This window comes from Streptomyces sp. NPDC007901 (assembly GCF_042959465.1).
Taxonomy (GTDB): Bacteria; Actinomycetota; Actinomycetes; order Streptomycetales; family Streptomycetaceae; genus Streptomyces.
The window spans coordinates 366,984-388,420 of the sequence record NZ_JBIBKW010000009.1 but is presented as its reverse complement, the minus strand read 5'-3'; the positions used below and the strand labels follow the sequence as shown (position 1 = coordinate 388,420).

General features: G+C 71.7%; 30 protein-coding genes and 2 pseudogenes. 12 read left to right on the top strand and 20 right to left on the bottom strand.

Annotation, left to right across the window (positions count from 1 at the left end; all coding sequences use genetic code 11):
* Nucleotides 1-12 precede the first annotated feature (12 nt).
* The gene (locus ACFZDK_RS29460) at nt 13-363 is read right to left on the bottom strand and encodes a MarR family transcriptional regulator (protein ID WP_390976926.1); all 351 of its coding nucleotides are present in this window, start codon (nt 361-363) and stop codon (nt 13-15) included.
* Nucleotides 364-481: 118 nt separating this feature from the next.
* On the opposite strand from ACFZDK_RS29460, the gene ACFZDK_RS29455 reads away from it, so the two are divergent.
* On the top strand, nt 482-1,174 hold the full coding sequence (locus ACFZDK_RS29455; protein WP_390976925.1) for an ANTAR domain-containing protein: 693 nt from the start codon (nt 482-484) through the stop codon (nt 1,172-1,174).
* A 57-nt stretch (nt 1,175-1,231) separates the two neighbouring features.
* On the opposite strand, the gene ACFZDK_RS29450 is transcribed toward ACFZDK_RS29455, so the two are convergent.
* The 11 genes from ACFZDK_RS29450 to ACFZDK_RS29400 form a co-directional block, all read right to left on the bottom strand.
* Entirely contained in the window at nt 1,232-1,387 is a 156-nt protein-coding gene (locus tag ACFZDK_RS29450) for a DUF6131 family protein (RefSeq protein WP_390976924.1), read from the bottom strand.
* A gap of 57 nt (nt 1,388-1,444) precedes the next feature.
* Nucleotides 1,445-1,924 (bottom strand): hypothetical protein, encoded by a 480-nt coding sequence (locus ACFZDK_RS29445; protein ID WP_390976923.1) that lies wholly within the window; start codon nt 1,922-1,924, stop codon nt 1,445-1,447.
* Nucleotides 1,925-1,956: 32 nt separating this feature from the next.
* The gene (locus ACFZDK_RS29440; RefSeq protein WP_390976922.1) at nt 1,957-2,514 is read right to left on the bottom strand and encodes a hypothetical protein; all 558 of its coding nucleotides are present in this window, start codon (nt 2,512-2,514) and stop codon (nt 1,957-1,959) included.
* A 328-nt stretch (nt 2,515-2,842) separates the two neighbouring features.
* A complete protein-coding gene (locus ACFZDK_RS29435; protein ID WP_390976921.1) occupies nt 2,843-4,693 on the bottom strand; it encodes a proton-conducting transporter membrane subunit in 1,851 nt (616 codons plus the stop codon).
* A gap of 10 nt (nt 4,694-4,703) precedes the next feature.
* A complete protein-coding gene (locus ACFZDK_RS29430) occupies nt 4,704-5,048 on the bottom strand; it encodes a cation:proton antiporter subunit C (RefSeq protein WP_355707450.1) in 345 nt (114 codons plus the stop codon).
* Nucleotides 5,045-5,800 carry an MnhB domain-containing protein gene (locus ACFZDK_RS29425; protein WP_390976920.1) on the bottom strand — a complete coding sequence of 252 codons (756 nt, stop codon included), beginning with the start codon at nt 5,798-5,800 and terminating at the stop codon, nt 5,045-5,047. Before ACFZDK_RS29425 ends, ACFZDK_RS29430 begins: the two co-directional genes overlap by 4 nt.
* Nucleotides 5,790-6,095 (bottom strand): hydrogenase subunit MbhD domain-containing protein, encoded by a 306-nt coding sequence (locus ACFZDK_RS29420; RefSeq protein ID WP_390976919.1) that lies wholly within the window; start codon nt 6,093-6,095, stop codon nt 5,790-5,792. Before ACFZDK_RS29420 ends, ACFZDK_RS29425 begins: the two co-directional genes overlap by 11 nt.
* Nucleotides 6,096-6,102: 7 nt before the next feature.
* The gene (locus ACFZDK_RS29415) at nt 6,103-6,411 is read right to left on the bottom strand and encodes a monovalent cation/H(+) antiporter subunit G (protein ID WP_390976918.1); all 309 of its coding nucleotides are present in this window, start codon (nt 6,409-6,411) and stop codon (nt 6,103-6,105) included.
* Between the two features lies 1 nt (nt 6,412).
* Nucleotides 6,413-6,706, bottom strand: a complete 294-nt coding sequence (locus ACFZDK_RS29410; RefSeq protein ID WP_390976917.1) for a monovalent cation/H+ antiporter complex subunit F — start codon at nt 6,704-6,706, stop codon at nt 6,413-6,415.
* The gene (locus ACFZDK_RS29405) at nt 6,703-7,203 is read right to left on the bottom strand and encodes a hypothetical protein (protein ID WP_390976916.1); all 501 of its coding nucleotides are present in this window, start codon (nt 7,201-7,203) and stop codon (nt 6,703-6,705) included. The genes ACFZDK_RS29410 and ACFZDK_RS29405 overlap by 4 nt, the downstream gene beginning before the upstream one ends.
* Before the next feature lie 189 nt (nt 7,204-7,392).
* Nucleotides 7,393-7,671: a hypothetical protein gene (locus ACFZDK_RS29400; RefSeq protein WP_390976915.1), complete on the bottom strand. Its 279-nt coding sequence runs from the start codon at nt 7,669-7,671 to the stop codon at nt 7,393-7,395.
* A 41-nt stretch (nt 7,672-7,712) separates the two neighbouring features.
* On the opposite strand from ACFZDK_RS29400, the gene ACFZDK_RS29395 reads away from it, so the two are divergent.
* The 7 genes from ACFZDK_RS29395 to ACFZDK_RS29365 all read left to right on the top strand — a co-directional run bounded on the left by ACFZDK_RS29395 (nt 7,713) and on the right by ACFZDK_RS29365 (nt 9,873).
* Entirely contained in the window at nt 7,713-7,811 is a 99-nt protein-coding gene (locus ACFZDK_RS29395; RefSeq protein WP_390976993.1) for a hypothetical protein, read from the top strand.
* Nucleotides 7,808-8,044, top strand: a complete 237-nt coding sequence (locus ACFZDK_RS29390; protein ID WP_390976914.1) for a gas vesicle protein GvpJ — start codon at nt 7,808-7,810, stop codon at nt 8,042-8,044. The genes ACFZDK_RS29395 and ACFZDK_RS29390 overlap by 4 nt, the downstream gene beginning before the upstream one ends.
* A complete protein-coding gene (locus ACFZDK_RS29385; protein WP_390976913.1) occupies nt 8,041-8,463 on the top strand; it encodes a gas vesicle protein GvpK in 423 nt (140 codons plus the stop codon). The genes ACFZDK_RS29390 and ACFZDK_RS29385 overlap by 4 nt, the downstream gene beginning before the upstream one ends.
* 83 nt (nt 8,464-8,546) lie before the next feature.
* A complete protein-coding gene (locus ACFZDK_RS29380; protein ID WP_359225796.1) occupies nt 8,547-8,720 on the top strand; it encodes a CsbD family protein in 174 nt (57 codons plus the stop codon).
* 93 nt (nt 8,721-8,813) lie between these two features.
* A complete protein-coding gene (locus ACFZDK_RS29375; protein ID WP_390976912.1) occupies nt 8,814-9,173 on the top strand; it encodes a low affinity iron permease family protein in 360 nt (119 codons plus the stop codon).
* A gap of 64 nt (nt 9,174-9,237) precedes the next feature.
* The gene (locus ACFZDK_RS29370) at nt 9,238-9,603 is read left to right on the top strand and encodes a DUF6479 family protein (protein ID WP_390976911.1); all 366 of its coding nucleotides are present in this window, start codon (nt 9,238-9,240) and stop codon (nt 9,601-9,603) included.
* Nucleotides 9,604-9,624: 21 nt separating this feature from the next.
* Entirely contained in the window at nt 9,625-9,873 is a 249-nt protein-coding gene (locus tag ACFZDK_RS29365; protein ID WP_390976910.1) for a hypothetical protein, read from the top strand.
* On the opposite strand, the gene ACFZDK_RS29360 is transcribed toward ACFZDK_RS29365, so the two are convergent.
* Nucleotides 9,840-10,196 carry a CAP domain-containing protein gene (locus ACFZDK_RS29360; protein WP_390976909.1) on the bottom strand — a complete coding sequence of 119 codons (357 nt, stop codon included), beginning with the start codon at nt 10,194-10,196 and terminating at the stop codon, nt 9,840-9,842. The genes ACFZDK_RS29365 and ACFZDK_RS29360 overlap by 34 nt on opposite strands.
* Between ACFZDK_RS29360 and ACFZDK_RS29355 the strand changes: the two genes are divergently transcribed.
* Nucleotides 10,138-10,377 (top strand): hypothetical protein, encoded by a 240-nt coding sequence (locus tag ACFZDK_RS29355; RefSeq protein ID WP_390976997.1) that lies wholly within the window; start codon nt 10,138-10,140, stop codon nt 10,375-10,377. The genes ACFZDK_RS29360 and ACFZDK_RS29355 overlap by 59 nt on opposite strands.
* Before the next feature lie 1,041 nt (nt 10,378-11,418).
* Here ACFZDK_RS29355 and ACFZDK_RS29350 read toward each other — a convergent pair.
* Nucleotides 11,419-12,066 carry a DUF1707 domain-containing protein gene (locus ACFZDK_RS29350; RefSeq protein ID WP_390976908.1) on the bottom strand — a complete coding sequence of 216 codons (648 nt, stop codon included), beginning with the start codon at nt 12,064-12,066 and terminating at the stop codon, nt 11,419-11,421.
* Between the two features lie 169 nt (nt 12,067-12,235).
* Entirely contained in the window at nt 12,236-12,625 is a 390-nt protein-coding gene (locus ACFZDK_RS29345) for a metalloregulator ArsR/SmtB family transcription factor (RefSeq protein ID WP_390976907.1), read from the bottom strand.
* 137 nt (nt 12,626-12,762) lie between these two features.
* Between ACFZDK_RS29345 and ACFZDK_RS29340 the strand changes: the two genes are divergently transcribed.
* Together ACFZDK_RS29340 and ACFZDK_RS29335 are read left to right on the top strand one after the other, a co-directional pair.
* Entirely contained in the window at nt 12,763-14,742 is a 1,980-nt protein-coding gene (locus ACFZDK_RS29340) for a heavy metal translocating P-type ATPase (RefSeq protein WP_390976906.1), read from the top strand.
* Nucleotides 14,739-15,137: a (2Fe-2S) ferredoxin domain-containing protein gene (locus tag ACFZDK_RS29335; protein WP_390976905.1), complete on the top strand. Its 399-nt coding sequence runs from the start codon at nt 14,739-14,741 to the stop codon at nt 15,135-15,137. Before ACFZDK_RS29340 ends, ACFZDK_RS29335 begins: the two co-directional genes overlap by 4 nt.
* Before the next feature lie 344 nt (nt 15,138-15,481).
* Here the strand turns inward: ACFZDK_RS29335 and ACFZDK_RS29330 are convergent, their stop codons facing one another.
* From ACFZDK_RS29330 to ACFZDK_RS29320, 3 genes and pseudogenes are all read right to left on the bottom strand, one after another.
* The gene (locus ACFZDK_RS29330; protein ID WP_390976904.1) at nt 15,482-15,784 is read right to left on the bottom strand and encodes a YciI family protein; all 303 of its coding nucleotides are present in this window, start codon (nt 15,782-15,784) and stop codon (nt 15,482-15,484) included.
* A gap of 145 nt (nt 15,785-15,929) precedes the next feature.
* A pseudogene (locus ACFZDK_RS29325) lies at nt 15,930-16,916 on the bottom strand (cytochrome P450); the annotation flags it as partial.
* Between the two features lie 255 nt (nt 16,917-17,171).
* Nucleotides 17,172-18,539 (bottom strand): annotated as a pseudogene (locus ACFZDK_RS29320) (NAD(P)/FAD-dependent oxidoreductase); the annotation flags it as partial.
* A gap of 228 nt (nt 18,540-18,767) precedes the next feature.
* Here ACFZDK_RS29320 and ACFZDK_RS29315 point away from each other — a divergent pair.
* A complete protein-coding gene (locus ACFZDK_RS29315; RefSeq protein ID WP_390976903.1) occupies nt 18,768-19,325 on the top strand; it encodes a GNAT family N-acetyltransferase in 558 nt (185 codons plus the stop codon).
* Nucleotides 19,326-19,388: 63 nt separating this feature from the next.
* Here ACFZDK_RS29315 and ACFZDK_RS29310 read toward each other — a convergent pair whose 3' ends face one another.
* Nucleotides 19,389-20,690 (bottom strand): cytochrome P450, encoded by a 1,302-nt coding sequence (locus ACFZDK_RS29310; protein ID WP_390976902.1) that lies wholly within the window; start codon nt 20,688-20,690, stop codon nt 19,389-19,391.
* A gap of 191 nt (nt 20,691-20,881) precedes the next feature.
* Nucleotides 20,882-21,304, bottom strand: coding sequence for a hypothetical protein (locus ACFZDK_RS29305; protein WP_390976901.1), 423 nt, complete (start codon nt 21,302-21,304; stop codon nt 20,882-20,884).
* Nucleotides 21,305-21,437 lie beyond the last annotated feature (133 nt).

Here is a 21,437-nt window from a genome sequence, read left to right as displayed (position 1 = left end):
CAGGGGGCGGGGTCAGGACTCGGTTCGGGTCTGCTCGGCCGTGCCCTGGCGTTCGACCTCGTCCCTGACCAGCATCGACAGCAGAGACGCCACGGTGAGCCCGGCCTCGGCCGGATGGCGCAGGACCATGCTCGGGTCGATCTGGTACTGGTTGGTGCGGCCGCTGCGGGTGTGGGAGAGATAGCCGTCCTGTTCGAGATCCGAGATGATCTTCTGGACGGCGCGTTCGGTGAGCCGGCAGCGGGCCGCGATGTCCCGGATCCGCGCGTTGTGGTTGTCGGCGATGCTCGCCAGGACGCGCGCGTGATTGGTCACGAACGTCCATCCCGTATGCGGCTCGGGCACTCCATCGACTCCCAGCATGGCCAAATCCTACGGCTGTTCGTTCACGCACACAAAAGCAGGAAAAGATATTCACGTATCTCTTGACGTGTCATAGGGGACGTAAGAACCTGGAGAAGGAGACGTGGAGGAGGCGACGATGGCCGAACCGTCCTACGATGCTCCCGGCGCGGATGAAGGCGCGGTCATACGCGCCGCGTCGGTCCCGTCGGCCACCGTCCTGCTGGTACGGGCGGCCCCGGACGACGCCCGGGTTTCGGTCACCCTGAGCGGGGAGTTCTGCCTCGACAACAGCCGGCAACTGCGACACGCTCTGACCCGTGCCCTCGCCGGCTCGGCCGAGGGAATCGACCTGGATCTCGCGGGCACGACGTTCGCCGACTGCTCCGCGCTCGACGTGCTGCTGGCCGTACGCCATCAAGCGGTGCAGGACGGGAAGACGGTCGCCGTCACCGCCGCGAGCCCGGTCGTCGAGCGGCTGCTGACCGCCACGGACACCTACACCCTCCTCTCGCCCGGAGGCGGTGACGACGGTCTTCTGCAGGCCGAGGTCGTACAGCTGCGGCGGGCGATGCGCACCAGGCCGGAGATCGACCTGGCCCGCGGAATCCTCATGGCGTCCTTCGGCCTGAACCCCGACGAGGCATGGGAGACGCTGGTCACCGCCTCCCAGAACACGAACACCAAGCTGCACCGGCTGGCCGGCGACGTGGTGGCCACCGTGGTGCAGGGGGCGTCGCTGCCGGAGCAGGTCCAGCGGCAGCTGGCGATCGCCGTCGCCCGGGCCAGGGCGGCCGCGGAGGCCGAACCACTGGACCGGCCTCCGCGATAGACAGTGCGGCGCGGTCACGGCACGTCATCTTCTCTCTGCGTGTTGCCTGTTCACCGGCTACCAGTAGTGGCGTCGCCCGGCGACCGCGTGGCCGAGCGAGCCGAGGACGAACAGGATGAGCCCGATCACGAGCAGGATGATCCCGATCGTCCACAGGAACCCGATGTGGAAGACGAATCCGAGGACGAGCAGTATGACGCCGAGGGCGATCATCGCCGTCTCCTCTCTCTCCGGCCGAGGTGTCGGCCACTGATGGTGGGGTGAGCTTCTTCAGCTGGTCAGCAGGCGGTTGAAGAACGAGCGGTAGTGGCGGAGCGCCGTACGCAGTGCTTCGGTGTCGGCGTCCCCGCCCTGGCTCCACTGGTCTTCGAGTTCCTTCTTGTGTTCGTCGAACGTCGCGGCAAGCGTCCGCATGACGTTGGCGACCAGAGTGTCCGCTGCCTCAACGGTGTCGCGCGGGTCGTCGACGAAGGCGGTCTGGATCTTCTCCCAGCGTGCGCGGAATTCCTCCTCGTCCTGGGACGTCAGCAGCCGCGGCAACTCGTCCGCGTCCCCGGCGGCCCGTCCTGCCGTCGCCGGGGCGCCCGCCTCGTCCGCCCCGATGTCGTCCATGTCGGCTCGTGTGTCGCTCTCGCCCGGGTAGATCGGGGGCTGCGCGGTGTCGTCCGGGGCTGTGCTCTCGCGAGGCTGCACGAGGTCCTCGGTGGACAGCCGGCTGTCGGTCGTGTGCGCTGTGTCGTTGCGTTCCATGTCGTCTCCGTCGGATCTCCGCTGCTCGGCGGTCAGGCCGGGGCGTGGCGGGCCTGACCGCCGTCGAAGAGAAGTTCGTCGAACAGCGCGCGGTAGTGCACCATGGCGCTGCGCAGCTGTTCGGTGGTGGCCTGGTGGCCCGTGCTGAGCGTGTCGATCTCGTGGGCGGCCCGGTAGTGCTCAAGGGTGCGGCCGTGTTCCACGGAGAGATCCTTCAGCTGCTGGTCGTAGCTGTCGGTGGGATAGCCGCGTGCCCGCATCAGCGACGTCACCAGCCGGTCCGCGTCATGCACGGCGTCCTCGGGCCGGTCGACGAACTCGTGCTGCACGTCGTCCCAGTCCCGGGTGTAGCGCTCCCGGGCACCGGCGGGCAGCGGTTTGATGTCGAGCTTGTCATGTCGCTTCTCGCGGGTGCTGAGCTCGCGCTCCGCGGCCAGCCTGCTGTCCGCGGAGTCGACGGTCCGCTCGTACTCGGGGCCGAACCGCTCGCGCAGAGCCTTGCGTCGCTGCAGGAGAACCACGGCGAGTGCGATCAGCGCGACGACCACCGCGAGGGGGATGACGATCGCCAGAAGCGTGCCGGTATTCATCTGACCGACCTCCTTTCCGATGGGTCGGTGCCCTTCCGGGTACCCCTTCTGCTTCGGGTATTCCGAGGCGCGGAAAGTGTTTTTGGGTGAGAAGAGGACGTTTCGCGCCGCCGACTGGGGTCACGCGTCTGTGAGGGAACCCGAGAGGAGAACCTCATGAAGAAGACCTCCGGAGACCACGACACACCTCCGCCCGACGACGAGACACGGCAACGCTCCGCGGAGCAGCGGAATGTCACCGCACCCACACCGAGGGACGTGCGGGAAAAGGCCGAACACGACGACGGGCCCGAATTCCCCACCCGGAAGAGCACTTGATCGCGGCCCGCTACACGGTCATGGCGACCAGCAGGACCGCCACCCCGACGGTGAGCCAGGCGACGTAGTCGCCGAGGTGCCCCGAGTGCAGCCGTCGCAGCGGCACGATCACCCGCCGTCCGACGGTCTCGCAGACGGTTCTGACCGGGCCCACGAGCGGTGAGCGCAGTGCGGGACCCCAGACGGCGGCCGCGGCGAAGAGCGCCGCCAGGAGGGCCGAGGCGAGGGCGAGGAGTACGCCCTCGGTGGTCCAGCCGACGTCGGGGACCGGCGCGGTCGGTGCGACGGGGTGGCCGAGGACGGCGGTGGTGTAGGCGGAGCGGTCGGTGAACTGGCGGGCGGCGCGGGCCAGGGCGGCACCGAGGCCGGGGAGCACCCCGACGGCCAGCCCGGCGGCGAGCAGAACGGCGGGTACGGCGAGCATCGGGACCGGGATCCGGCGCCGCGGATCGCGGATCTCCGGTTCCTCGCCGCCACCCGTGGTCTCCGGCCCCGTGTACCGCTCGCGCGGCCGGGGCCCGGCACCGGCGAAGATCCGGGCACCGGCGCGCAGCACGGCCCCGCCCGTGAGGGCCGACACGAACACGAACACCGCGGGCAGCCAGGGGAACCGCTCCGCACCGGCATGCTCGGTGACGGCCTTGCCGAGGCCCGTGCCGAACGGCGGCAGACCGGCGAGCGCGAGCCCGCCGACGGCGAACAGCGCCCCGACGAACGGCAGATCCCGGCCGCGCCGGTACAGCCCGTGCTCGTCGACGGAGCCGAACCGGTCGAGCAGCACGCCCGTCGCGGCGAACAGGGCCGCCTTCACCCCGGCGTGGGCGGAGACGTACAGGGCCACCCCGGCCGTTCCGGCGGGGGTGAGCAGTGCCGCCCCGGCGAGGAAGAGGCCGACATGGCCGACGGTGGAGAAGGCGAGCAGACGCTTGAGATGCCGTTGCTGCCAGCACATCACGGCACCCACCAGCGCCGTCAGCACCCCGACGGCCACGAAGACGTCCCGCAGGTGTGCCTCCGCGATGCCGTGCGGTCCGGAGAACACGACCCAGTAGACGCGCGCGACGCCGTAGACGCCGAGTTCCACCATGACCCCGGAGAGCAGCATGCACACCGGGGTCGGCGCGACCGCATGCGCATCGGGCAGCCAGAAGTGCAGCGGCACCACCGCCGCCTTGACCAGCAGCCCGGTGACGACCAGCACGAAGGCGACGGCGAGCAGGGCGTCGGGGCGGTGCCTCGTCAGCTGCACGCCGATCTGGGTGAAACCGAGCTCACCGGTGCGCGCGTACACCAGGCCGATGCCGAGCAACGAGCAGTACGCGCCGAGGGAGTTGACGACGCCGAAGACCAGGGCGCCCTGCACCGGACGCGGGTCCTCGATGCGGTAGCCGGTGAGCGCGTAGGCGACCGCCCCCATCAGCTCGAAGAAGACGAACGCGTCGAACAGGTCGCCGGTCAGCGCGAACCCGACCATGCCCGCCTCGAAGAGAAGGAGGAGCGCGGGGAAGACGCCGGCGTGTGCCACGGGCGGCTCGTCGAAGTAGCGCCAGGAGTAGACGACGACCGTGAGGACGAGCGCGGCGGCCAGCAGCGCGAGGCCGACGCCGATGCGGTCGCCGACGAGCACGATGCCGACGCTCTCGCCGCGCACCGGTGTCCAGCCGCCCAGCCACGAGACACCGTGCCCGTCGCCGGTCCGCAGCCACAGCAGCACGAGACCGGCGACCTCCAGCGCCGCCCAGCCGGTGACCAGGGCGTCGATGGCGAGGCGGGGCAGCCGGCGCCCGGCGATCACGAGGACGACGGCGCCCAGCAGCGGGACGGCGACGGCGAGCGGCAGCAGGTCGGCGGTACGCACCATGCCCGGCCCGTCAGCCCTTCAGCCCGGTCAGCGCGTCCGGGTCGACCGTGCCGTGGCGCTTGCGGATCTGGATGGCGAGCGCGAGCAGCAGCGCCGTGACCGTGGCGCCCACGACGACGTCGGTGAGCGCGAGCGCCTGCACGACCGGGTCGACGGTGTGCGTGCGCAGGGGAGTGTCGGTGAAGTACGGCGCGATGCCGCCGCGCCGGTAGCCGACGGTGAGCAGCAGCACGTACGTCGAGGACTGCGCCACCGCGAGACAGCCGACGGTGTGGACGATGTCCCGGCTGGTGACCATGCCGTACACGCCGACGAGGAGGATCCAGCCGGCGGTCAGGAAGGGCAGGACGGTCATGTGCCGCCTCCCGGGCCGGAGTTTTTCTCCGATCTCACCTCGACGGCCTGGTCGAGGAAGGAGGCGAGCAGGACGATGACGCCCGAGCCCACCTCGATGCCGACCGCCGCGTTCAGCAGCGGGACGAGGCCACCGGACGAGAGCGTGCCGAAGGTGCCGAGCGGCAGCACGTTCTGGAGATAGGCGCCGCCGGCGATCAGTCCCGCGAAGCCCAGTGCCACGAACGCGCCCGCGCCGCACGCGTCGGCCGCGTCGAGCACGGCCAGCGGACGGATCCGCTGCAGCACGCGGTAGTCGGCGGCCACGTACGCCATGTGCAGCCCGGTGGCGAGGATGACGCCGCCCTGGAAACCGCCGCCCGGCGACAACTGGCCGTGCGCCACGATGTACACGCCGGTCAGCAGGGTGAGCGGCACCATCACCAGGCCCAGCAGCCGGGTGCTGGGCAGGACTCGTCCCGCGCGCGGCCGGCCGACGCTCTCGTCGCGGGCGTGGCGCAGCAGCACGATCGTGCCGAGAACCGAGGCGAACAGGATCGACTCCTCCCCGAGGGTGTCCAGGGCGCGCTGGTCGAAGTTGACCGACGAGACCACGTTGGCGGTGCGCTGCCGCAGGGACGCGGCCACCGCGCGGGTGCCGTAGGGGTGCACCGCCGTACCGAAGTGCGGCAGTCCGGTGCAGGCGAGCGTGTACACCACGGCGAAGACGACGGCCGCCGCCCAGAACAGCCGGACGCGCGCGCTACGACTCATCGGTGCCCTCGGACCCGCGGTCGTCCCGGCCGCGGTGCGACGCCGTGGCGCGGCGCACCTTCCGGACCGTCAGCAGGATCAGCAGCGGGGTGACCGCCGTACCGACCGCCAGCTGGGACAGCGCCACGTCGGGCGCCTGCAGCAGCGTGAACAGGACGGTGAGACAGAGACCGAGGACGGCCAGCAGCACGGCCTGCCGCACCGGGTCGCGGGCCAGCGCCGCGGCGGTGGCGCTCGCCGCCACCAGCACCAGGGCGACGGCGATCAGATATTCCTGTGCGGTCGCGGTGTTCATGCCGGCCTCATTCCGGGGAGTCCTCTCGCAGCAGACGTTCGTGCTGGGCGGTGGCCCTGCCGATCGCCATGGCGGTGACCGCCCCGCCGAGCGCGACGACCACCGCGATGACCAGCAGCTTGAGGGCGGCGCGTCCCGGGCCGGTCTCGACGGCCATCGCGAGGGCGACGAGCGGCACCCCGACGGTGGAGGCGGGGGTGAGGGCGTGCAGCCGCTGGAACGGCCCCGGGAGCGCCACCAGGCCCACGGCCGAGAGCAGCAGCACCCCGGTGCCGGCGGCGAGCAGGACGAGCGCGCAGACATGACGGACCGTCATCTCACCGCTCCTCGTGGTTCGTTCGTGCGCCGGGCGGCTCGATCGACGGGCCGCCGAGGAAACGGGCGAAGACCAGGGTGCCGGCGGGCCCCAGGACCGCCAGGACGAGGCCGAGATCGGCGAAGGCGCCGCGCCCGAACCCCTGTCCCGTCAGCAGCAGGACGGCGGTGACCACGGTGGTCGCCAGGCTGAGCCCCGCCAGCCGCTCGACCGCCGACCCCCGGCCGGCGGCCCACACGCACGGCGGCACACCCAGCGTCAGCAGCGCCGCCGTCGCGAGCAGCCAGGCGTTCACCGGCGCGGGCCCTCGGTGAGTACGTCCTCCAGGCGCGTACGGTCGTCGGTGAGAACGTGTGCGACGACTTCCCGTTCCCGCGAGGCGGGTGCCTCCCCTCGCGTTCCGCGTACGTCGACGACATACGCGCCGGGGGTGGCGGACAGCAGGGCGCAGGCCCACGCGGCACCCGTACCGGGAGCCAGGGTCATCGTCTTCAGGCTCCCCTCGGACGCACGGCCGCGGAGCGCACGCGCGGTGAGCCGCCACAGCCCGACCAGGTCGGTGAGCACCGCACCGGGCCATGCCGACACGGCCGTTCCCCATCGCCGGGTACCGCCGAGCCGGGCACCCGACGCCGTGCGGACGGCCCGCGCGGCGATCGCCGCGATCACCGCTCCGCCGGCGGCCACGACCAGTTCGAGGGCGGAGACCGTGCTGATGAACAGGATGTCGAGGACGACCAGCACCGCCCACCAGGCGAGTACCTCACCGAATGCCGTCAGCGCCTTGCGCATCGCCCCTCCTCACCCGCACGCGTCGGTCGTCGCGGACCAGCAACGTGTACCGCGTACGGCCGACGCCATGCCCCCCGCACGCCGGAGAACCCGATCCGTCGGGGCGAGCGTCACCGCGATGGCGCATCGTGCGCGGGGGCGCGGGGCCGGGGCGTGACGGTGGACGTCAAGCCTCCTCGTCCTCCCGTCCTACTCCTCGTCCTCCTCGCCCTCTTCGTCTTCCTCCTCGTACTCGTCCTCCGCTTCGGGATACGCGTCCTCCGGCGCCGCTTCCTCTTCTTCGCCGGACTCGTCCTCGGGCTCCTCGTCCTCGTACTCCGCCTCTTCCTCCTCCAGCGCCTCCTCGTGCGTGCGCACCACCTCGCCGTCCCGGATCTCACCGCGCCAGCCGTCGGCGGCCTCGTCGGAGAGGGTGACGTAGCGCTGGAAGTGCTTGGCCTCGACCACCCGGTCGACGACCCAGCCCACGGGCGGAGTTCCGTTCGCGGGTCCTCGACACCGTCCAGGGCCTGCCCGGCGTACGGATCGACGTCACCGGGCCCTGGGCGCCGTACTCCTTCGCCACCCCGCCCGGTGCGGGGACTCCCGCGACGGACCGGGCGCCATGAGCGCGGTCGAGCAGCCGCCCGGCGCCGAGCCGCTGGCCCAGCGCCAGGTGGCCCTCATCGACCTCCTCGACCGCCTGCTCAGCGGAGGTGTCGTCGTCACCGGGGATCTGGTCCTGTCGATCGCCGACATCGACCTGGTCCGGATCTCGCTGCGCGCCCTGATCGTCTCCGTGAGCGCCCGGAACCCGTCACCGTGGACGACACCACCGGCCCGCCCCGAGGACGCGCCATGACGGACGCGGCCGCCGACCGACACCCCGGTCCCGACCGACCGGACCGCCTGGCCGAGGTCACAGCCGCGGCGGCCCGGGCCTTCCGGCTGCTGCCCGCCGTACCGGACGACACCCGGGAGCCGGGGCCGCCGCGACCGGCCCGCCGCATCAGCACGGACCCGGACACCGTCGAACGCGACCTGGTCAGACTCGTTCTCACCCTGGTCGAACTGCTGCGGCAGCTCATGGAACGGCAGGCGCTGCACCGTGTCGACCAGGGGGATCTCACCGAGGAGCAGGAAGAACGGCTGGGCTCCACCCTCATGATCCTCCACGACCGCATGTCCGACCTGTGCGCCACCTACGGCCTGACCATGGAGGACCTCAACCTGGACCTCGGCCCGCTCGGCACCCTTCTCCCGCCGGCGCGTCCCGACTGACCATCGCCACTCCGTTTCACCGCCCGACAGGGGGTTACTCGGAACGGGTGCTCGATTCCCCATGGGGCGAGGAGAGAAAGACCATGGCCAAGCAGCAGAAGATCAAGGGCAAAGCCGAAGAGGCCGCGGGAAAGGCCAAGGAGACGGTTGGCCGCACCGTGGGCAACGAGCGGATGACGGCCGAGGGGCAGGCCAAGAAGTCGAAGGGCGCGGCCCGTCAGGCCAAGGAGAAGACGAAGGACGTTTTCAAGCACTGACAAGGCGACAACCGGGCGGGCTCTCCCATCCGAGGGCCCGCTCCTTCGTACCGTCAAGCCGTCCGTTTCCTGGTCCCGGGAGGCGAGGAGAACATGGTCGTCCGGCATCCTGCCGAGAGGGGCAAAGGAAGGTTCGAGCGGTTCGCCGAATCCGCCTCGAACGTGACCAGCTCGCCCGTGTTCTACGGGTTCTGCCTGCTGCTCGTCGCCTTCTTCGTGGCCACGCACGTCGCGGGTCTGTCGATCTCGCAGCAGATGCTGGCCGGTGATCTGATGACGTGCGTCACGTTGCTGCTGCTGGCGTTGTTGAAGAACTCGGAGCGCCGGGCCGAGCGCGCCGTCCAGCGAAAGCTCGACGCGATCGCCGCGGCGCTCCTGGAACAGAGCGAGGGCGAGGCGCGCGAGGCCCAGGAGGATCTGCGGAGCGCCATCAGGCTGGAAGAGGATCTCTGAACTCGCGCCCCGGGCCTCCGCACCTCCCCGGCATTCGACGTCCTGCGCCGGGTACCCGGCTTCGATGAACAGGACAGTCGAGCAACTGGCCGCCGCCCCCGTGGCGGGAATGATCATGGTCGTCGCCTGCGGTCTGCTCGTCACGGCCGCGTTGGTGGCGGCCGTCCGGTTCGGCATCGGCGTACGGCAGCGGGAACCCGCGCCACCTCGACGCTCTGACCACCCCACGCTGCCCCGCACCGGGCCGGTGCGCGAGGAGAGCCAGATGCGCGAGCCGAACGAAGTACCACGAGCCGCGGACGGAGCCGACCGCCTCACCCCGTACCAGCTCGGCAACGCCCCCACCAGGCCCGGCAGCGACCAGACCCGCCCGCGCCGGCAGCGCGGCTCCGGCGGATCCCTCGGGGGCGGAGGCGGAGGCGCGAAGTAGCCCGCGTCCGGGACCGCTGCGATGGCAGGGGCGCACCATGAGGCCGCCTTCGCCGGCCGTGACCCCGGCACCACGGCGACCAGAAGACCGGCCCCCGGCGACTTCGTGTTCGTCCCCGCGCACGCCGTCCACCAGGAGGCCAACGCTTCCCCGGAGTTCGAGACGGTCCGGGCCGTCGTGCGCTCCGGCGTCGATCCCGTCGTCGTGAACCTGCACCCACCCGTGACGGCGTCAGCTCAACGGGCGGTGGCGAAGTCCTGGGTCCAGTAGCTGTCGGGCTGGGCGAGACCGACGCCGATCTCCTTGAACGTGCAGTTGAGGATGTTGGCCTTGTGGCCGGGGCTGGCCATCCAGGCCGCCATGACCTTCTCGGGAGTGGCGTAACCGTAGGCCACGTTCTCGCCGTAGGCGCTCCAGGTGTACCCGGCACGGGTGATCCGGTCTCCGGGGGAGGAACCATCGGACCCGGAGTGCGACATGTTCTGGTGAAGCGCCATGTCCTCACTGTGTGCCTGTGCAACCTTGGACAGGGTCGTGTTCAGGGTCAGGGCCGAACAGCCGACCTTGCTGCGCTCGGCATTGACGAGTTCCACGATGCGGGCGACGACTCCGGACGCCGTGCTGGTGGGCTTCGGGGTGCTCGACGTGCTCGGCGTGCTCGACGGCTTCGGGGCCGCGGAAGCGGCGGCGGTGGTGTTCCGGGTGCTGGGCGACGTGGTGGCCTTCGGCTTCGGCTTCGGCGCGGTGGTCTTCCTGGCGCTCGCAGGGGCGTGAGGAGTCTTCTTCCTGGCGCTCGGGGTCTTTGTGGCGCTCGGCGTCGCCGATGCCGTCGGCGAGGGCCGGTCGGCCTGGTCGTCGTCCCAGGGGCGGCCCCAGCTCGCGTCGTTCCACCAGCCCTTCTTGTTCCACGAGGCGTTCGTGGCGCTGTTCTCGGCGCCGTCGGACCGCTGTCCCTCGCTGTCAGGCCAGTTGGTACAGGCCATGGCGGCGGACGGTATGCCCACGGCGCCCACGGCGACGGCAGCGATGACTATCCGCCGGTAATGCGTGTTCTTACGATGTCTACCCATGCGTAACCCGCTCCTGAGCTGCGGCGTCGTCCTGCGGGTCGCCATTCTTAAGACGCCCTTACGAGGAGCGCAAAGGGCGTCGGTACTAGCTCGCTTAGTAGGCTCGGGCGGCCCTTGCCAGGGGAGCGGGGTGCGTCGGTCGGGCCGCCGGGACCTCTCCGGTCCTCTGTCGCTCCGTCAGAATCCCTGCGCGCGCGCAGAACGGATGAAAGTGGTTCGCGGATGGAAAGCCGTGAATCCATGCGTGGCGCCTGCGCGCCCCAAGCCGGACAAATCCCATATGTCGTCAGAGCGCCTTCTACTATCCGGCACGGCTAGGTCCCGGATCCGCTGTGATGGATGTCACGGAACCATGCATTCCGGTTCTGGTCCGACCTGGATGCCACCGGTCGGTTGACGACGGCGCCCGCGAAGACCATCGGTGACGGCGGCGCACCCCGGCGAATCCCGCCCCCGGCGGTCCGGACGGCGGTCCACGCGCGCGGCGTCCACCGCGTCATCGGCCTGGTCCACGGCGCTGAGCGGGGCCCCGCGCCGCAGCGCGGCAAGCGGTTCGGTGCCGGGCTCCTCGTCGAGCGGGTCGTAGGTGAAGACGGCCTGCCAGGAGGAGGGCGTGGGAGACGGCGTCCCCGGTGAGCGCGGCGGTGTCGTGTCCGATCCTCGGTCGTGCCGGTCTCCGCGCCGCCAGAACGCCGGCGGGCCCGCGTCGGGTCGGTCGACCCCGCCAGAGCGTTGTGCGGGGGAGTCAGGCGGGTGTGGAAGGGGACGCGGGCCTGCGCAGCAGCCATTGCCGGAGACTCCGGCGCGGGGGCCGCACCACCACGCTGCCGTGGGCCTTCTGGCCGACCAGTTCCACTCGCAAGGTGACCGGCGTATCAGAACTCCCCGGAACCCGGCGGTACTTGACCCTGCTGTGTACCAGCTTCAGACCATCGGTATCGACCACGACGCCCGGCCTCGTCACCAGCGTCAGGGTCTTCCCCGTCATCCCCATGTCGATCCGCAAGGTGTCATGCGTGACCACGGCGTCGGTGAAGTCGAGCGTCACCTCGCAGTAGGTCACCGCCAGCTCCAGCCTCCGCGGCACCACCCATCGCCCTGCCCGCTCGACCGCGCCGCTGTGGACCCCTTCGATCCGGACCACGTCCTTGACCTCTGCCTCGGCCGCGCCGGCGGGCGGCAAGTCGGCGGTGAGCGTGGTCAGTTCGCCCAGGGTCCGCGCCGACAGGGCGGCCTCCAGGCGCTCGTCCAACTCCTCCGCGGTCAGCAGGCCGTCGCCCGCCGCGATACGCAGTACGTCCACCACCCGGTCCCGGTCCGCATGAGAGGCCCGCAGTGCGGGCGACGAGCCGGGGCCGGAGCGCTTCCCGCTGGGTGAGATCTCTCCCGACATGCTTCCGTCCTGGTCCTGTTGAGCATCTCGGCGCGACGCGACAGCGACGCGGGCAGAAGGCTAGCGTCATATCGCGACACGGATCCCGGCTGGGCCGCATCGCGGAGGGGCGGCGGCGGTCGGTGCTGTCGGCTGCATGTCATTCCCCTGCCCGCGTGAGGCCCGGCGCTCAGCGGGCCCCGGCCGCCTCGCTCGGGGCCGGGGCGTCCCGCAGGCCGAGGCGCAGGTGCTCGACGTGGTGGAGGGCCTGCTCCAGGAGTTCGGCGACGTGGTTGTCGTAGAGGGCGTAGATCACCGAGCGGCCGCGCCGCTCGCCGGTGACCAGGCCGAGGTTGCGCAGCAGGCGCAGTTGGTGGGAGCAGGCGGACTGTTCCATGCCGACGGCGTCCGCCAGTTCGGTCGCCGCGCACGGACCCTCCTGCAGGCGGGCCAGGATCCGCAGCCGGGACGGGGTGGCCAGCGCCTGCAGCGTGGTGGCCACGTCGGTGGCGCCGACGGTCTCCAGGCGCTCGCGCACCGTGGCGGCGGTGGTGTTCTCGGCGTCAGCTCCGTGGCCCATGGGCTTCATCCTACGGACCGGTGGACATGAACACATGAACGAGTCTTCATGTGGTCCTGTACGGTGGGAACGCGGAACCGGTGCGTCCGGTGCCCGCAACCGCGCCGTACCGTCCGCCGTGAAGGACTTCCGTTCCGATGACCTCCTCCACCCTCGCCCCGCCGTCCCCGGGCCAGGACGCGCCCGCGCGCGAGGGCACCGCATCCCGCCGTACCCGTGTCCTCGCGCTGCCCGAGGCCCGCTGGGCCGCCGCCGCCCTGGTGCTCTTCCTGGCGGCGCTGCCCCTGCGGCTGACCGGCGCCCCGGCCTGGACCTGGGGCCCGCTGTACGCGCTGACCTACGTGGCCGGCGGCTGGGAACCGGGCTGGGCCGGGCTCCGGGCGGTGCGGGAGAAGACCCTCGACGTCGACCTGCTGATGGTGGTGGCGGCCCTCGGGGCGGCGGCGATCGGGCAGGTGACGGACGGCGCGCTGCTGATCGTCATCTTCGCCACCTCCGGCGCCCTGGAGGCGCTGGCCACCGCCCGCACCGCCGACTCGGTGCGCGGTCTGCTCGACCTGGCCCCGGCCACGGCAACGCGGCTGACGGCAGCAGGGGAAGAGGAGACCGTCGCCGTCGAGACGCTGGCGGTCGGCGACCTGCTCCTCGTACGGCCCGGCGAGCGGGTCGGCGCCGACGGACGGGTCCTGGACGGCGCGAGCGACGTCGACCAGGCGACCATCACGGGCGAGCCGCTGCCGGTCGCCAAGGAGGCGGGCGACGAGGTCTTCGCGGGCACCCTCAACGGCACCGGCGCGCTGCGCGTGCGGGTGGAGCGTGACGCCTCCGACTCGGTGATCGCCCGGATCGTGCGCATGGTGGCGGAGGCGTCGGAGACCAAGGCGCCCACCCAGCTGTTCATCGAGAAGGTCGAACAGCGCTACTCGCTCGGCATGGTGGCCGCGACCCTCGCAGTCTTCCTCGTCCCGCTCGCCTTCGGGGCGGCACTGACCGGTTCGCTGCTGCGGGCGATGACCTTCATGATCGTGGCCTCGCCGTGCGCGGTCGTCCTGGCCACCATGCCGCCGCTGCTCTCCGCCATCGCCAACGCCGGCCGGCACGGTGTGCTCGTGAAGTCCGCCGTGGTCATGGAACGCCTGGGCGAGATCGACGCGGTCGCGCTCGACAAGACCGGCACGCTCACCGAGGGCACCCCGCGCGTCACCGACGTCCGGCCGCTCGCCGGCGGCGGGCTGGACGAGACGCAGCTGCTGACGTTCGCCGCCGCGGCGGAGCACCCGAGCGAGCACCCGCTGGCCCGTGCCGTCGTCGACGCCGCGCGGGAGCGGGGCCTCGACCTGCCGGCCACCGAGGAGTTCGGCTCCGCACCAGGGGTCGGGGTCACCGCGACCGTCGGTGGACGGAAGGTCGCCGTCGGGGCCCCGGCCCGGCTGCTCGCCGAGGCGGACGACCCGAGGTCCGTGCGGGCCGCGGTGGTCGCCGCCGAGTGGGAGGAGGGCGGCCGCACCGCCGTCCTGATCACCGTCGACGGCACCCCGGCCGGGCTGCTCGGCATCGCCGACCGGCTGCGCGCCGACGCCACCGTGACCGTGTCCGCGCTGACCACCCTCGTAGGATCGGCACCCCTTCTGGTGACCGGCGACAACCCCCGTGCTGCCGCCCGCCTCGCGGCCGAGGTCGGTATCGCAGACGTGCGGGCCGGGCTGCTGCCCGAGCAGAAGGTGGCCGCCGTACGGGAGTTGGAGACGTCGGGCCGCCGGGTGCTGGTCGTCGGCGACGGCGTCAACGACGCGCCCGCCCTCGCCGCCGCCCACACCGGCGTGGCCATGGGCCGGGCCGGTTCCGACCTCGCACTGGAGACCGCCGACGCCGTGATCGTCCGCGACGAACTCCGCACGGTCCCGGCCGTGATCACGCTCTCCCGGCGGGCCCGCGACCTGGTCGTGCAGAACCTCGTGATCGCCGGCCTCTTCATCACCGGCCTAGTCGCCTGGGACCTCATCGGCACCCTGCCGCTGCCGCTGGGCGTGGCGGGCCACGAGGGTTCCACCGTCATCGTCGGCCTCAACGGACTGCGCCTGCTGCGCGAGGCGGCCTGGCAGCGGGCCGCCGCATGAGCCGCCGCAAGCCACCCGCCGCGCAGGGTGAGCCCCGGTGCACGGTCACCGTGTGCCGCGGCTGCTGCTGCGGTACGGACAAGATCCCCGGCGTCGACCACGCAGCCCAGCTCGCCACGCTCAAGTCGGAATTGGGCCCGGCCGCCCGGGTCCGGGCGGTGAACTGCCTGGACGCCTGCGAGCAGGCGAACGTCATCGTCGTCCAGCCCTCCTCCGCCGGCCGCGCGGCCGGCGGCCGACCGGTCTGGCTCGGCCTGGTCAACGACCCCGACGCGACAGCCGACATCGCCGACTGGGTGGCGGCCGGCGGCCCCGGCCTCGCCGACCCGCCCGACATCCTCGACCTGTACGCGTTCGCCCCCTCGCGGCGCGTGCGGCGGGGGGTGGAGGACTGAGGTCCCCGTACCTCACCGGCCAGGTACGGACGGCACGCCGGACACATCGCCGGCAGTGGCGCGGGGCCGGTGGGCCGGGGGGTGGGCCTTGGCGCCGACGCGGCCGACGCCGTGGTCACCGAGCGGGACGGGACCCCGGTGCTCAAGGGGGCGGGTTGCGTCGGGGCGTCACGGTTGTCGACGGCGGCATTCGTCGAGGCGCGCCGCTGCTCCGTGGTGAGGAGCGGGCGGGTGGTCCTCACCGGGGCAGGTGGAGCCGGACCTCGGCGAGCCGTTCGGTGAGGAATCCGCGTTCGGCGTCGTTGCCGCTGAGGAGGAGGGCCTCCTCGTGAGGACCTCCTGGTTCATCCGGGCTCCACCACCGAGCGGATCTCCGCCCCGCTGTGACCGGCGGTCGCCTGGTACAGGTGCTCGGCCAGCCCCAGCACCTCGTCGAGATGGCCGGCCTCGATCAGGTAGTAGCCGCCCGCCGCTTCCTTGGTCTCCAGGAACGGTCCGTCCGTCACGGCGAGCCGCCCCTGGGCGTCCGCGCGCAGCGTGGTGGCAACGCCGGCCGGCTCCAGCTCCCGGGTGTCGAGCACCGCCGGCCCGGCCGCCGCCACGAGGGCACGGTGCCCTTCGGCATGCGCCCGCGGCTCCTGCTCCACACGTCGGCACCGCACTCGCGTCCCACAGCGCCGAGCTCGCCCCGGGCCGGAGCCCGCTGGTGCGGCAGATCGGCTCCGACGGAGTTCGGGCAGCCGTCAAGGGCGGAACCGATGACGCCAGGTTCGGAACGGGCCGCGCCCTCGCTCACCCATCGCCCTGCTCGATGTCCAGATGGACCGGCCCCCGGAGGACGGGGCTGCGCCGGTACGGCGGCGGGTCGGCGACCAGGCTGGGGTGGTCGAGGCGTCGTACCAGCTCGGTCAGCGCGATCTGGGTCTCCCGGCGGGCCAGCGGGCCGCCGAAGCAGAAGTGGATGCCGCTGCCGAAGCCGAGGTGCTGGTTGTCGGTGCGGTCGGGGTCGAAGCGGTCGGGATCGCGGAAGCGCTCCGGATCGCGGCTGCCCGAGGCGAGCATCAGCATGATCTGCGAGCCCTTGGGGATGACGGTGTCGGCGACGGTGATGTCGCTGTACGCGGCCCGCCACGGAATGATCTGCACGGGTGGCTCGTAGCGCAGCAGTTCCTCGACCAGCGGGACGACCAGTTCGGGTTCGTCGCGCAGCCGGCGCAGCACGTCCGGGTGGCGCAGCAGCGTCAGTATCCCGTTGGTGATGAGGTTGGCGGTGGTCTCGTGACCGGCGACGAGGAGCAGTTTGGCGGTGGCGACGATGTCGGCGTCGGTCATCCGGCCGTCGGGCCCGTCGTCGTTGGCCAGCTGTGACAGCAGGCCGTGTCCCGGCCGGCCGTGGCGCCGCGCCACCAGCTCGCCAAGGCAGCGGCGCAGGTCCTCGCGGGCTCGCACGCCCTTGTCCAGCTTCTCCTTCGGGTCGGTGGCGGGGTCGTAGTCGACCGAGTCCATGATGTCGTGCACCCAGCGGTGGAACCTCGGCTCGTCCTCGCGTGGCACGCCGAGCACGTGGCAGGTGATGGCCAAGGGGAGCGGGAAGGCGAAATCGTCGACGACGTCGATCCGCTCCTTGTCCGCGAAACCGTCGACCAGCCCCCCGACGGTGGCGGCCAGGAAGCCTTCGAGCCCGTTCACCAGCCCAGGGGTGTGCGGGGGGCCGAAGTGCCGCATCGCCATCCGTCGCAGCCGGTCGTGCTCGGGCGAGTCCATGTGGATGAACGACGAAGGGGCCTGGTCCGACGGCATCGGACCCGACAGGTTGCGCACGTCGGAACTGAGATGCGGGTCGTTCAGCACGTCCGTGATCTCGCGGTGAGTGCTGATGACGTAGCTGCCGTCCTCCTGCCGGGCCACCGGCGTCTCGCGCAGTTCGGCGTACAGCGGATAGGGGTCGGCGCGGGCGGAGTAGTCGTAGATCCGTCGCAGCGTGCCGGGGGTTCCGCTCGCGGTTGGCAGGCCTTCCTTCGGCGGATGCCGGTGCACGGCCGGGACACGGCGGCGTTCGCCCGGATCGTGGCCTGTGGCGTCCGGCTCCGACAGGGCGGGGCCGCAGAAGCCGGCGGGCAGCGGGTGTTGGTCCATGGGCCGGTCGGGCGTGGGGCAGAGGGGTGGGAAGGGCGCAGCCGTCTCGATCAACCGCCGGTAGTGGTTCAGCGACCTGCCGTCGTCGAAGCTGACGGCAGCGGCGACCCGGCCCCGGTAGCCGTATGCGGCGACGAAGCGGTGGTCGGCCACCGATCCCTGGGTGACGACCACCTGGTCGGCGAAGGCCGGCACGCCGACGGACTTGATGTTGACGCCGAACTGGATCGACCAGAACAGCGGGACGGACAGGTGGGGCCGTTGCTCGGCCTCGGAGCTGACCATGTTGTGCGCCGCGACCTCGGCCTGCTCCACGGCGTTCGCCCAGTGCTCAAGCGAGACGAGCCGGTTCCCGTGGACGGGGTTCGGGCAGCGGGCCACGTCCCCCGCCGCGAAGACGTCGCCGGTGACGTGGCCGTTGGTGTCCAGGGCGCGGCAGCCCGTGTCACAGGTGACCCCCCACTCGCCCGCCGCCAGCCCCGACCCCCGCAGCCACTCGGTGTTGCGGATGCTCCCGAGCGCCACCACCGCCACCTCGGCGTCGACCGTGCCGCCGTCGTCGAGATGAGCACCGCGAAACCGTCCCCGCGCGTCGCCCTCCAGCCGGACGACCTGGACACCGCACCGCAGGTCCACGCCGCGAGCGCGCTGCATGTCGGCCGCGACCTCGCCGATCACGGTTCCGAGCGCCCCGGCCAGTGGGGCGGGCGCGAGTTCGGCGACCGTCACCGGGATGCCCCGCTCCCGGCAGACGGAGGCGATCTCGCAGCCGGTGAACCCCGCGCCGATGACCAGCACCCGGGACGGCCCGGCGGCGAGGGCCCGCCGCAGGCCTTCGGCGTGCTCGCGCGTCCGCACGACGAAGACTCCGTCCAGGGCCGCCTCGGACTCGACGAACCACGGCCGGGCCCGTACCCCGGTGGCGACCAGCAGCCGGTCGAAGGCAATCCCGCGTCCGTCGGCGAGACGCACGTGGTGCGACGCGAGGTCCAACCCGGCGGCGGGCACGCCCAGCAGCCACTCCGCATCGACGGCGCGACGCCGGGGCAACGTGGTGGCGTCGGCGGGCACCCACCCCGTCAGCACCTGCTTGGACAGCGGTGGACGGTCGTAGGGCTCGCACGGCTCGTCACCGACGATGGTCAACGATCCCGTGAACCCCTCGTCGCGCAGTGACTCCGCGGCCCGCAGCCCCGCCAGCGAAGCGCCGACGATCCCGATGCGGCCGGAGCGCCTGAACGCCCGCAGGTGAGCGGCACCGGTCATGGTGTCGACGTCCTCGGGCCCTGTCGGGCGTCGTCAGGGTGTGGATGGCACATGGGCGCTTCCTCACCGTGCATCCGGAACGGATCTCCGTCACGCCGGAGAAGTCTGCGGCACGGCATGCCGGAACATCGTCAGAAAATCAGCCTAACAGCGGCCTCGGCAGCGGCGATCCCAGCGCCCCGGTGTGCCTCGCGGCCTGGCGCGCACCGCGGCGTTATCAAAGAGGGCATGGAATCGTCCTGGACCGGTCATCGGGTACGCCTGCGCGCCGTCGAGCCCGACGACTGGACGGCGCTCATGGGACTCGCCGCCGACGACGGGCGGCGAGGAAGCCGGCCGGAGCTGCCGCGGTCCGCCGAGAGTCACCGTGTCCGGGCGAAGGAGCAGGCCGTTGCCGGGGACGATGACGACCGCTTCCGGCTGGCGGTGGAGGCGACGGCCACGGGGGTGCTGGTCGGCACGGTCGGCTCGCACCGCACCGGCCGTCGTTCAGGCTGGTTCGAGGTCGATGTCGAGATCGGGTCCGACCACCGGCGCAAGGGCTACGCGCTGGAAGCGGTGGCGCTGCTGCTGCGCTTCATGTTCGCCGAGCGGCGCTATCACAAATGCCTGGCAGCGGTCCTCGCCCCCAACGAGGCGTCGCTGGCGCTCTTCCGTCGGCTCGGCTTCACCGAGGAGGGGCGCTTGCGAGAACACGTCTTCCTCGCCGGCCGGCACCACGACCTCGTCATGATGGGCATGCTCGCCGACGAGTTCGACCAGCGGTACGCGACGGCCGGACCATGAGCCGGTGATCCGTCCGACCGGGACGCCGACGGCGACGGACGGTCACGGACAGCAGCACCGACCTCAGTCGCGCACGGTGGCGCGCAGGCGCAAGCCGACCGTCGCGAGGCCTTCGAGGGTGGTGACCTGGTAGCCGGGTCCCTGTCCGGGCGGCTCGCTCAGGTGGTAGCGGCGGGCGGTCTGCGCGGTGAGGACCGTCAGCATCGCCATGGCCAGCGCGGCTCCCTCGCAGCCGTGCGGTCCGGTACCGAAAGCGAGGAAGACCCCGGGTTTCGCCGGTGAGCCCGTGTCGTCGAGCCAGCGTTCGGGCAGGAACCGGTCCGGCTCGGCGTACTCCCGTGCGTCGCGGTGAGCGGTGTAGGGGCAGACGAGGACGGTGGACCCGGCGTCGATGGTGTAGCCGGCGAGCCGGGTCTGCCGCGGGGCACTCCGGGTCAGCAGCCAGCTCGGGGGGTACAGCCGGAGCACCTCACTCACCAGTGCCTCGGTGTACGGGAGGCCCCTGAGGTGGGTGCGGGTCGTCGTGGCCGGGTCCACGGGGAGCGCGGCGGCTTCGGCCGCGACGCGGGCGGCCGCCCGGGGGTGCCGGGCCAGGTGGAGCAGGATCCATCCGGCGGCCCGGGAAGGGGTCTCGAAGGTGGCGACGGTGATTCCGGGGAGAGTGTCGAGGACGGCCTCTTCCGGCAGCAGGCCGTAACGGGGGGAGGGGCGGAGCATCTGTCCCAGCAGGTCGTCACCGAGCCGGCCCGATGAGCGACGCCGCCGCACGACGGCCCGCAGCGCGTCGGTGAAGGCGACCTGCTGCCGTGTGCGGAACCGACGTGCCGGGGTGGGCATCCAGCGGGGCGGTAGCCAACGCGAGGGGCGTACGAGCACCTCCCGGGCGAGGAAGAGCTGTGCCGCATGGGGCTGCAGGGCGGGGGCGTCCTCGGAGAAGAGGTAGTGCACACCGATCTCCGCCAGGGCGTGCCGGACCGGTGGCAGAATCTCTACGTCCTGGCCCGTGGGCCACTGGTCGGCGAACCGTGCGGTCCGGGGCGCGATCTCGCCGATCCTGTCCGCGACCGCCTGCGCACGGAGTCCGTGCATCCGGGCCGCGTGCGCATGCGCACGCTCCTCGGGTGCCGGTGCTCCGCTCGACCGCTTCAACGGCGGGAAGAGGGGAGAGGGTGCCTTGGGGAAGTCCCGTGCGCGGTGCAGCACTTCTTCACATGGTGCGGCCGCGGCGGCTACGTAGATCCCCGACTCCAGCTGCCAGACGTCCCCGCACTCCTCGGCGCCGCGGCGGGCTGCCTCGAGCCGGTCGCGACTCCAGGTCGCGTAGCTGCCTCCGGGCAACCGCGGCGGCTCATCACTTCGGCCCATGAATTCGTCCCTGGCTCCCGTATCCGTCCAGGCGATGCCGCCGGCAGCGTGGCCGGGAACGGGCGCCCGCCCCAGGGCGCCCGCCGGCTTGTGGGTTCAGTCCTGCTCGTCGCCGGCGTACGCGTCCCATTCGTGGGCGCCGTACGCACCGTAGTGGCGCGTGAAGGACAGCTTGCGGAGCAGCTTGGCGATCATGAAGCACTCCTCTCGCCGGTCTGCGGCACAGAAAGCCACTCTTCACATTTTGTCACATGCGGAATATGTGCGACATCGCGAACATTTAGGTTGAACGCCGCATTCCCGGTGCTCGGCGGACGGGCGCCAGGGTGCATACTCACCCGGTTCTCACCTTGCGGGCCGTAGGGCTGGATGTCCGGGATGTCTTCCTGCGGGCTGCTGGTCAGAGCCAGTCCTTGCGCCATCAGAACGATCGTGAGGTGCAGGCGACGTGACGTGCGGGGCGTGGGAAGGCCATGGGGTCGCCCGTCGTGTGCATGACTCGGCGGTGACGTGCTGGTGAAGGGAAGGCAGCCGTCCTGTGGGTTCTCCCGCAGCCCGGTAAAGGGATGCCACAGGTCTTCACAAGGGATCTTGTACTTCTCTTCATGCCGCACTTACAACTTGGTGCCGCAGCCCGCGTGATCACGGGGGTCGACCTGACGCATCGGCTGCTCCTGTCGTGATGCGATACGTAAAGGGTCGGTGGGTGGGGTGCGTCCGCTGTCGCGGTGGCGTGTGTGGCTGGCT

Excerpts from the sequence above, each read along its gene's own strand:
- ACFZDK_RS29335 (WP_390976905.1), top strand. The coding sequence starts at position 14,739 with ATGAGCCGCCGCAAGCCACCCGCCGCGCAGGGTGAGCCCCGGTGCACG.
- ACFZDK_RS29460 (WP_390976926.1), bottom strand. The coding sequence starts at position 363 with ATGCTGGGAGTCGATGGAGTGCCCGAGCCGCATACGGGATGGACGTTC.
- ACFZDK_RS29420 (WP_390976919.1), bottom strand. The coding sequence starts at position 6,095 with ATGAACACCGCGACCGCACAGGAATATCTGATCGCCGTCGCCCTGGTG.
- ACFZDK_RS29405 (WP_390976916.1), bottom strand. The coding sequence starts at position 7,203 with ATGCGCAAGGCGCTGACGGCATTCGGTGAGGTACTCGCCTGGTGGGCG.
- ACFZDK_RS29455 (WP_390976925.1), top strand. The coding sequence starts at position 482 with ATGGCCGAACCGTCCTACGATGCTCCCGGCGCGGATGAAGGCGCGGTC.
- ACFZDK_RS29345 (WP_390976907.1), bottom strand. The coding sequence starts at position 12,625 with ATGGGCCACGGAGCTGACGCCGAGAACACCACCGCCGCCACGGTGCGC.
- ACFZDK_RS29435 (WP_390976921.1), bottom strand. The coding sequence starts at position 4,693 with ATGGTGCGTACCGCCGACCTGCTGCCGCTCGCCGTCGCCGTCCCGCTG.
- ACFZDK_RS29310 (WP_390976902.1), bottom strand. The coding sequence starts at position 20,690 with ATGGGCCGAAGTGATGAGCCGCCGCGGTTGCCCGGAGGCAGCTACGCG.
- ACFZDK_RS29390 (WP_390976914.1), top strand. The coding sequence starts at position 7,808 with ATGAGCGCGGTCGAGCAGCCGCCCGGCGCCGAGCCGCTGGCCCAGCGC.
- ACFZDK_RS29445 (WP_390976923.1), bottom strand. The coding sequence starts at position 1,924 with ATGGAACGCAACGACACAGCGCACACGACCGACAGCCGGCTGTCCACC.
- ACFZDK_RS29315 (WP_390976903.1), top strand. The coding sequence starts at position 18,768 with ATGGAATCGTCCTGGACCGGTCATCGGGTACGCCTGCGCGCCGTCGAG.
- ACFZDK_RS29415 (WP_390976918.1), bottom strand. The coding sequence starts at position 6,411 with ATGACGGTCCGTCATGTCTGCGCGCTCGTCCTGCTCGCCGCCGGCACC.
- ACFZDK_RS29340 (WP_390976906.1), top strand. The coding sequence starts at position 12,763 with ATGACCTCCTCCACCCTCGCCCCGCCGTCCCCGGGCCAGGACGCGCCC.
- ACFZDK_RS29370 (WP_390976911.1), top strand. The coding sequence starts at position 9,238 with ATGAACAGGACAGTCGAGCAACTGGCCGCCGCCCCCGTGGCGGGAATG.
- ACFZDK_RS29365 (WP_390976910.1), top strand. The coding sequence starts at position 9,625 with ATGGCAGGGGCGCACCATGAGGCCGCCTTCGCCGGCCGTGACCCCGGC.
- ACFZDK_RS29375 (WP_390976912.1), top strand. The coding sequence starts at position 8,814 with ATGGTCGTCCGGCATCCTGCCGAGAGGGGCAAAGGAAGGTTCGAGCGG.
- ACFZDK_RS29430 (WP_355707450.1), bottom strand. The coding sequence starts at position 5,048 with ATGACCGTCCTGCCCTTCCTGACCGCCGGCTGGATCCTCCTCGTCGGC.
- ACFZDK_RS29350 (WP_390976908.1), bottom strand. The coding sequence starts at position 12,066 with ATGTCGGGAGAGATCTCACCCAGCGGGAAGCGCTCCGGCCCCGGCTCG.
- ACFZDK_RS29440 (WP_390976922.1), bottom strand. The coding sequence starts at position 2,514 with ATGAATACCGGCACGCTTCTGGCGATCGTCATCCCCCTCGCGGTGGTC.
- ACFZDK_RS29425 (WP_390976920.1), bottom strand. The coding sequence starts at position 5,800 with ATGAGTCGTAGCGCGCGCGTCCGGCTGTTCTGGGCGGCGGCCGTCGTC.
- ACFZDK_RS29385 (WP_390976913.1), top strand. The coding sequence starts at position 8,041 with ATGACGGACGCGGCCGCCGACCGACACCCCGGTCCCGACCGACCGGAC.
- ACFZDK_RS29380 (WP_359225796.1), top strand. The coding sequence starts at position 8,547 with ATGGCCAAGCAGCAGAAGATCAAGGGCAAAGCCGAAGAGGCCGCGGGA.
- ACFZDK_RS29450 (WP_390976924.1), bottom strand. The coding sequence starts at position 1,387 with ATGATCGCCCTCGGCGTCATACTGCTCGTCCTCGGATTCGTCTTCCAC.